Raw genomic sequence first — 7,954 nt, 5'->3', positions numbered from 1 at the left:
GGGTGCTTTGAAATGTGGTGTGTCCCTCGGCCATCTCTCGTCTTCGTATTGTGGATAGTCGCACCCGCGATGCGCCGCTGATTCTAACTTGTCAAAACCTTATCCACACCGCTTCCGCGAGGGCGAAAAGGGCGTGAGGCCCGACGCTGCATTGTCCTGGGGCTGAATGTTTGCGATAATCGCGGGTTTCCCTGAAAACTCTTTGTGTGTTTCGGGGTATGCCAGGAAATCACCATGAAACGCACTTACCAAGCATCCAAAGTCCGCCGCGCCCGTACCCACGGTTTTCTCGTTCGCATGAAGACCCGCGGCGGCCGCGCCGTGATCAACGCCCGCCGCGCCAAGGGCCGCAAGCGCCTCGCCGTCTGACGGCATCGCCGCTGCCCGCCATACCGTTGCCGCCATCGACCTCCGTCGGCGTCTCGCGGTTGGCTTCCATGCAGCGGCTCAAGACCCGCGCGCAATTCCAGGCTGTCCTCGCAGGTGCCACCGTGGCGCGCACTGCTCACTTCGCATTGCATCGCTGTGCGCTCGAAGCGCCGCCTGGTGCGGCGCCGCTGTTCGACGCGCAGGACGTGTGGCTCGGCGCGATGGTGCCCAAGCGCTGGGCTCGTCGCGCCGTGACCCGCAACGCCATCAAGCGGCAGATCTATGCCATGGCCGCGGCGTCCGAAAGCGCGTTGCCGCATGCGGCCCACGTGGTTCGTTTGCGCTCCGGCTTCGATCGCAAGGAATTCGTGAGCGCCGTCTCGGACAAACTCAAGACCGCCGTGCGTGTCGAACTCCAGCAGTTGTTGGAACGCGCCGTGGCGGCGCGCGCATGATGATGCGGCGCCTGCTGATCGGCCTCGTGAAGGCATACCGTGTGCTGCTCAGTCCCTGGCTGGGGCAGTCGTGCCGCTTCGAGCCCACCTGTTCGGTGTATGCGATCGGCGCGCTCGAGCAGCATGGCGCCGCAGTCGGCAGCTATCTCACGCTACGCCGCATCGCCCGATGCCAGCCCTGGTGTCAGGGTGGCCATGATCCGGTTCCGCCGAAAGCGCAGCGCGGGAACCAAAGGCCGGGATCGCTGTTCTCCTTTCTTTCTTCCGACGACAAGAAGTCTTCTTCATGAACGATATCCGCCGCACCATCCTGTGGGTGATTTTTGGCTTCTCGCTGGTGCTGCTGTGGGACCAATGGCAGGTCTACAACGGCCACAAGCCGACCTTCCTTCCTTCCGCCAAGACGGCCGTATCCGCAAATTCGTCGGGTTCCGCGGCTGCGCCTGGGGCATCCGCATCTGCCAGCGCTCTTCCCGCCGCCGGCAACGCCGTGGGCACTGCGGTTCCGACGCAAGGCGCGGCGACGGCCGTCGGAGAGAAGGTCAAGGTCTCCACCGATGTGTTCGAAGCCGTGCTCGACGGTGAAGGCGGCACGCTGTCGCAATTGCAGCTGCGCAAGTACGTCGACCAGACGAACAACGGCGGCCTGCTCGAAACCGTGCAGCGCGTGCTCGGCCGTCCCGTTCCGCCGAACGAAGTCAAGGATGTGACCTTGATGGAAGACGGCTCGCCCGCCACGCGCTATGTCGCGCAGACCGGTCTGCTCAATCCGGTCGATACCGGCGAGCGCTTTCCCAACCACCTGACACTGATGACCGCGCGCAGCGGTCCGCGCGAACTGGCCGACGGTCAGAACACGCTCGAGGTGGCCTTCGAGTCGCAACCCGTCGGCGGCTTGAAGTACATCAAGACCTACGTGTTCCAGCGCGGTGACTATTCGATTCGCGTCAAGCACCAGATCGTGAATGTCAGCAACGAGCCGCTCGACCCGCAGCTCTATCTGCAACTGGTGCGCCACGGCACGGTCGCCTCCGGCACGATGTTCGGCACCAACACCTTCACTGGCCCGGCCGTCTACACCGACGAAAAGAAGTTCCACAAGCTGGCCTTCACCGACATCGCGAAGAAGAAGGTCGAGATGCCTGCGCCCGCTGACAACGGCTGGGTGGCCATGGTGCAGCACTATTTCGTCTCGGCCTGGCTGCTCAACGCACCGGGCAGCGACAAGCTCAAGCGCGAGTTCCGCGTGGCCGACCTCGGCAATAACCTGTACTCGGTCGCGATGGTGCTCGACCTGCCGAAGCTGGCGCCGGGCGCCACGGAAACCGTCGACAGCGACCTGTTCGCCGGCCCCGAAGAAGAAAAGAAGCTCGAGGCGCTCGCGCCCGGCCTCGAGCTGGTCAAGGACTACGGCATCTTCGCGATCATCTCCAAGCCGCTCTACTGGTTGCTCAACCAGCTGCATGGCATTCTGGGCAACTGGGGCTGGTCGATCGTCGCGCTGGTCGTGCTGCTGAAGGCCGCGTTCTATTGGCTCAATGCCAAGGCCTATGCAAGCATGGCCAAGATGAAGGCCATCAATCCCAAGGTGATGGAGATGCGCGAGCGGCTCAAGGACAAGCCGCAGGAAATGCAGCAGGAGATGATGCGCATCTATCGCGAGGAGAAGGTCAACCCGATGGGTGGCTGCTTCCCGATCGTGATCCAGATTCCGGTCTTCATCGCGCTGTACTGGGTGCTGCTGTCTTCCGTCGAAATGCGCCACGCGCCGTGGATCGGCTGGATCCATGATCTGTCGGCACCCGATCCGTGGTTCATCCTGCCGGTCGTGATGACGGCAACCTCGCTGTTCCAGACCTGGCTCAACCCGACGCCGCCGGATCCCATGCAGGCCAAGCTGATGTGGATCATGCCGCTGGCCTTCAGCGTGATGTTCATCTTCTTCCCGGCCGGCCTCGTGATGTACTGGATCACGAACAACGTGCTGTCGATCACGCAACAATGGTTCATCAACAAGCGGCTGGGCGTGCTGGGCACCAAGCGCAGCAAGTAGCCGGTCGTCGGACCGCCGTCGAACAAGGGCCGCAGCAGCGGCCCTTTTTGCTTGGAGAATCGTTCCCATGCTTGCACGCCCCACCGATCCGATCGTCGCCATCGCCACGGCCTCCGGCCGCGGCGCCGTCGGCATCGTGCGCGTCTCCGGTGCGCAGCTCGATGCGCTGATTGCCGCGATCTGCGGACGCGCCCTGAAGCCGCGCGAGGCGACCTATCTGCCTTTTCGCGATGCGGCTGGCGTGCCCATCGATCACGGTCTGGCCATCCACTTTCCGGCACCGCATTCGTTCACCGGCGAGAATGTGCTCGAACTGCAGGCGCACGGCGGTACGGTGGTTCTGCAACTCCTGCTGGCGCGCTGCCTCGAGGCCGCCGCCGACATCGATCGGGCGACCGGCCGGCCGCGTCTGAGCGGCCTGCGCGTGGCGCAGCCGGGGGAGTTCAGCCAGCGCGCGTTCCTCAATGGAAAGATCGATCTCGCGCAGGCAGAGGCGATCGCCGACCTGATCGACGCCAGCACCGAAGCCGCGGCGCGCAGTGCCGGGCGCTCGCTGTCGGGCGCCTTTTCGCAGGAGATCCACACGCTGCGCGATGCGCTGATCCACTTGCGCATGCTGGTCGAAGCCACCCTCGACTTTCCCGAGGAAGAGATCGACTTCCTGCAAAAGGCCGATGCATCCGGACAACTGGCTTCGCTGCAGGCGCAACTCGGCGCGGTGCAGCAGCGCGCGCGCCAGGGCGCGTTGCTGCGCGAAGGCATCAAGGTCGTGATCGCGGGCCAGCCCAACGCGGGCAAGAGCTCGCTGCTCAATGCGCTGGCGGGTGCCGAACTCGCCATCGTGAGTGCGGTCGCGGGCACCACGCGCGACGTGGTGTCGCAAACGATCCAGATCCAGGGCGTCCCGCTGCACGTCGTGGACACCGCCGGTTTGCGCGACAGCGTCGACGAGGTCGAGCAGATCGGCGTCGCGCGCGCCTGGAATCAGATCGAAGGCGCGGACGCCGTGTTGTTCCTGCACGATCTGACGCGCGTTGCGTTGCCTGACCATGCCGAGGCCGACGCCGCGATCGCCCGCATGCTGGCAGCCAAGCTGCCGCCCTATGTGCCGGTGCTCGATATCTGGAGCAAGCAGGATGCCGCCGCCGACGCGCCGACCACCACGGGCGTCGTGCTGTCCGCCCGGACCGGATTCGGCATCGAGTCGTTGCGGCAACGGCTGCTCGAACTGGCGGGCTGGCAGGCCGTTCCGGAGGGCGTGTACCTCGCGCGCACCCGCCATGTCCAGGCGCTGTCGCGGGTCGGACAGCACCTCGAAATAGCCGCCGAGCACCTGTCTGCGCGGGCGCAATCGCTGGATCTGCTGGCCGAGGAGCTGCGCCTGGCGCAGAACGCCCTGAATGAAATCACGGGCGAGTTCGGCGCCGACGATCTGCTGGGTGTGATCTTTTCCCGCTTTTGCATCGGGAAGTAATCTAAAAGTGTTAGGTCAAGTGACTTCTGTCACCACATCTACGGGCGATCGCGGATACTCCGCCTCGCACAGTAGGGGTAGCAGTCATGTCCTCCAACATCCAGGATCTTTGCCGCGCGATCGCGCAGAACACGAGCTATGACGCGTTCGTGCCGGCCCTCAATCCGCAACAATGGGAAACCTTTGCCAGTTATCTGCAGCCTTCCGACCTTGCCGCTGGGCAGGTGCTGATCGACCAAGGTGCGAACGACCGCACGCTCTTCTTCATCGAAAGCGGCGCGCTCAGCGTGCATCTGATAGGCGACAAGGGCCAGATGCAGCTGGCCATCCTCAACCCCGGGTCGGTGGTCGGCGAAGGTGCCTTCTTTTCCAGGCTGCCGCGCTCGGCCAATGTGATTGCGACCGGCGCCGCCCGCGTCTGGCGCCTCACGCCCGTGCGCTTTTCCGAGATGGCAAACCGCCAACCCGGCCTTGCGCTGGAACTCACACTGGGACTTGGCGCCGTCATTGCCAAGCGGATGGTTAACAAGCCCAAGCGCGTCGCAGTGACGTGAGCGGCATCTCATCCGGCGTAGCCTTCATCGAATCAGGCCGGCCGGTTGCGGGATCTTTTGGGGGCTAGACATGGCTGTGGTGTGCGGCGACTGCCAGACCGAAAACCGGGATGGGGCGAGGTTCTGCAAGGGATGCGGTCGAAAACTGGCCCAGACATCGACGGCGGCCGGCAGCGGCGACTGGCCGGAGACCCAGCGCATGCCTCTGCCGATTCCGGTGGCGCCGCCGGGAATCTTCGATCCTGCGCCGGTGCCTCGACCGGCAGCCGCACGGGACGAGGCAACGGTCATCACGGGTGCCTTGTCGCGGCCCTCGCCAGCTTCAGGGAGCATGCCTCTGGCGTCGTCTCCTCGTATCGGTCGCGCGTCTGCATCGGCGAAATCACGAGGCGCTCCCGCTCCCGGCAAGAGCGCGTCCGGAGCCCCCTGGCGGCTGATCGGTGTGATCGCGGCCCTCGTTGTCGTGGGCGGCGGCTGGTACGTGTACGACACCGGGACGAACGACCAGGCGCCCGCCGATGCGCCGATGGCCCTGCCCGCACCTCCACCTGTCGAGCCACCTGTGGCGCCGGTCGCGCCTTCGGTCGAAGCGCAGATCGTCGCGCCCTCGCCCCCGAAGGCCGAGGAGCCCGCACCACCACCGCCTGCGCCGGCGGCCGTGGCCAAGCCTCGCATCGCCGCCGTTCCGAAGCCACGCAAGCCTGTGCCCGTACCGGCGGCCGCGCCTGCGCCAGCCGTGGTGGCTGCACCGCCGCCGCCCGAAGCCGTCGCGCCGCCGCCCGCAGCGCCGCCGAACCCGCAAACGGCTTGCGCGGACCTGAGTTTCTTCGCGCGTGCGCGGTGCATGGCCGCGCAATGCGCCAAGGCCGATTTCAGGGCGAGCCCGCAATGCGATGCGGTGCGCCGCCAACAGCAGATCGACGAAGAAAAACGAAACCCGACGCTGGCCGACTGAAAGCGGCTTCGGTCTCCAGCCTCCTGCCGGTGCGGCGCCGCACCGGCGTGCGAGTCAGCCCTTCTGCAACTTGTCGATCGCCATGGCGAGCGCGCCGGGCTTGCCGGACAGGACCAGCGTGTCGCCATCCTCCAGCACCGTGTCGTCGCTGGCCTCCGCCGCCTTGCCGTCGCGTCGCCGCAGGCTCGCCACACGCACACCCAGCACGCTCAGCGCGAGCCGATCGAGCGGCAATCCCACGGCGCGCGCGCCGGCCGCGAGCGTGAAGCTGTTGAGCCGCTCGTGGTCGAGTTCGTCGGCGTTGTCGTCGTCGGCGCCATGGAAGTAGCCGCGCAGCAGGTTGTAGCGCGCGTCGCGCTGGTCCTGGACCACGCGAATCACGCGGCGCATCGGCACGCCGACCAGGGCCAGTGCATGGCTGGCCAGCATCAGGGAACCTTCGATCGCCTCGGGCACCACCTCGGTCGCACCGGCTGTCTGCAGGCGCTCCAGGTCGCGATCGTCCTGGGTTCGCACGATGACCGGCACCTGCGGTGCATGGGTGCGCGTGTTGGCCAGCACCTTGAGCGCGCCTGGCACATCGAGGTAGGTCACGACCACCGCGCTGGCGCGGGCCAGGCCGGCCGCCATGAGCGCCTGCAGCCGGGCGGCATCGCCGAACACCACCGAGTCGCCGGCTGCGGCGGCCTGGTGCACGCGATCCGGGTCCAGGTCCAGTGCGAGGTATGGGATGCCCTCGCGCTCCAGCACGCGCGCAAGATTCTGTCCGCAGCGTCCGTAGCCGCAGATGATCACGTGCTTGGCGGTGTTGATGGTCTTGCGTGCGATCGTCGTCATCTGCAGCGACTGCTGCAGCCAGTCGCTCGCGACCAGCTTTCGCACGATGCCGTTGCTGTACATGATGATGAACGGCGTCGCCAGCATCGACAGCACCATCGATGCGAGCACCGGGTTCGCGAGCCAGCGTGGCAACAGGTCCTGCCCTTGCGCCAGCGTCAGCAGCACGAAGCCGAACTCGCCTGCCTGCGCGAGGTACAGGCCCGTGCGCAGGGACACACCCGAGGTCGCGCCGAGCAGGCGCGCCAGCACGGTCACCAGCACCAGCTTGAAGGCCAGCGGCATCAACAGCAGCACGGCGACCAGCAGCCAGCGCTCGACCACGATGTGCCAGTCGAGCGACATTCCGATGGTGATGAAGAAGAGGCCCAGCAGCACGTCGTGAAAAGGCCGGATGTCCGTCTCGACCTGGTGCTTGAACTCGGTCTCCGAAACCAGCATGCCGGCCACGAAGGCACCGAGCGCGAGGCTCAGCCCGGCGAGTTGGGTGAGCCATGCCAGGCCCAGCGTGACCAGCAGCAGATTGAGCATGAAGAGCTCCTCGCTGCGCCGGCGCGCAACCAGCGTGAGCCACCATCGCATCACGCGCGGACCGCCGTAGAGCAGCACGCCGACCAGGAAGATGGCCTTGAGCAGCGCGATGGCCAGCGCCTTGAGCAGGGCCTCCGGCGGTGCACCCAATGCCGGAATGAGCACCAGCAACGGCACCACGGCCAAGTCCTGGAACAGCAGCACGCCCATCACGCGTTTGCCGTGTTCGCTGTCGAGTTCGAGCCGCTCGGCCATCAGCTTCACCACGATCGCCGTGCTGCTCATGGTGAGCGCACCGGACAGCGCGAGCGCGGTCTGCCAGCCCAGGCGCCAGGCGGGCGGCAACAGCGATGCGATCAGCAACGCGCCCGCCGTGGCGATCGCCATCGTCAGCATCACCTGCAACAGGCCGAGGCCGAACACGTGCCGGCGCATGGCGCGCAGCTTGGGCAGGCTGAATTCCAGGCCGATCACGAACATCAGGAACACGACGCCGAACTCGCCCAGATGCCGGATGCCCTCGGAGTTCTGCGCCAGCGCCAGCGCGTGCGGGCCGATGAGCACGCCGGCCGAAAGGTAGCCGAGCATCGGCGGCAGCTTGAGGTAGCGGCAGATCACCACGCCGATCACCGCAGCCAGCAAATACATCAGCGTGAGATCGAACGACGACATGGCCCGATGCTACTGAATGTGGCCGCGGCGCCTGCACTTTGTGCCCTGGCAGGT

Annotated in this window: 8 protein-coding genes; 7 read left to right on the top strand and 1 reads right to left on the bottom strand. The window is 66.0% G+C overall.

Annotated features, from left to right (window positions below; translation table 11 throughout):
• Nucleotides 1-234: 234 nt before the first annotated feature.
• The 7 genes from rpmH to WDLP6_RS27420 all read left to right on the top strand — a co-directional run bounded on the left by rpmH (nucleotide 235) and on the right by WDLP6_RS27420 (nucleotide 5,860).
• The gene (gene rpmH, locus WDLP6_RS27450; protein ID WP_007834827.1) at nucleotides 235-369 is read left to right on the top strand and encodes a 50S ribosomal protein L34; all 135 of its coding nucleotides are present in this window, start codon (nucleotides 235-237) and stop codon (nucleotides 367-369) included.
• Between the two features lie 68 nt (nucleotides 370-437).
• Nucleotides 438-824 carry a ribonuclease P protein component gene (locus WDLP6_RS27445; protein ID WP_162594910.1) on the top strand — a complete coding sequence of 129 codons (387 nt, stop codon included), beginning with the start codon at nucleotides 438-440 and terminating at the stop codon, nucleotides 822-824.
• The gene (yidD, locus tag WDLP6_RS27440; RefSeq protein WP_162570282.1) at nucleotides 824-1,114 is read left to right on the top strand and encodes a membrane protein insertion efficiency factor YidD; all 291 of its coding nucleotides are present in this window, start codon (nucleotides 824-826) and stop codon (nucleotides 1,112-1,114) included. Before WDLP6_RS27445 ends, yidD begins: the two co-directional genes overlap by 1 nt.
• Nucleotides 1,111-2,877 carry a membrane protein insertase YidC gene (yidC, locus tag WDLP6_RS27435; protein WP_162594909.1) on the top strand — a complete coding sequence of 589 codons (1,767 nt, stop codon included), beginning with the start codon at nucleotides 1,111-1,113 and terminating at the stop codon, nucleotides 2,875-2,877. Before yidD ends, yidC begins: the two co-directional genes overlap by 4 nt.
• Nucleotides 2,878-2,944: 67 nt before the next feature.
• A complete protein-coding gene (gene mnmE / locus WDLP6_RS27430) occupies nucleotides 2,945-4,351 on the top strand; it encodes a tRNA uridine-5-carboxymethylaminomethyl(34) synthesis GTPase MnmE (protein ID WP_162594908.1) in 1,407 nt (468 codons plus the stop codon).
• 86 nt (nucleotides 4,352-4,437) lie between these two features.
• Nucleotides 4,438-4,905 (top strand): Crp/Fnr family transcriptional regulator, encoded by a 468-nt coding sequence (locus WDLP6_RS27425; protein WP_162570279.1) that lies wholly within the window; start codon nucleotides 4,438-4,440, stop codon nucleotides 4,903-4,905.
• 442 nt (nucleotides 4,906-5,347) lie between these two features.
• Nucleotides 5,348-5,860: a hypothetical protein gene (locus tag WDLP6_RS27420; protein ID WP_162594907.1), complete on the top strand. Its 513-nt coding sequence runs from the start codon at nucleotides 5,348-5,350 to the stop codon at nucleotides 5,858-5,860.
• A gap of 54 nt (nucleotides 5,861-5,914) precedes the next feature.
• Here the strand turns inward: WDLP6_RS27420 and WDLP6_RS27415 are convergent, their stop codons facing one another.
• Complete coding sequence (locus WDLP6_RS27415) at nucleotides 5,915-7,900, bottom strand: monovalent cation:proton antiporter family protein (protein WP_162594906.1); 1,986 nt, start codon at nucleotides 7,898-7,900, stop codon at nucleotides 5,915-5,917.
• Nucleotides 7,901-7,954 lie beyond the last annotated feature (54 nt).

The sequence above is a fragment of the Variovorax sp. PBL-E5 genome, from assembly GCF_901827185.1.
Lineage (GTDB): Bacteria > Pseudomonadota > Gammaproteobacteria > Burkholderiales > Burkholderiaceae_C > Variovorax.
This window is presented reverse-complemented; position numbering and strand designations above follow the sequence as displayed.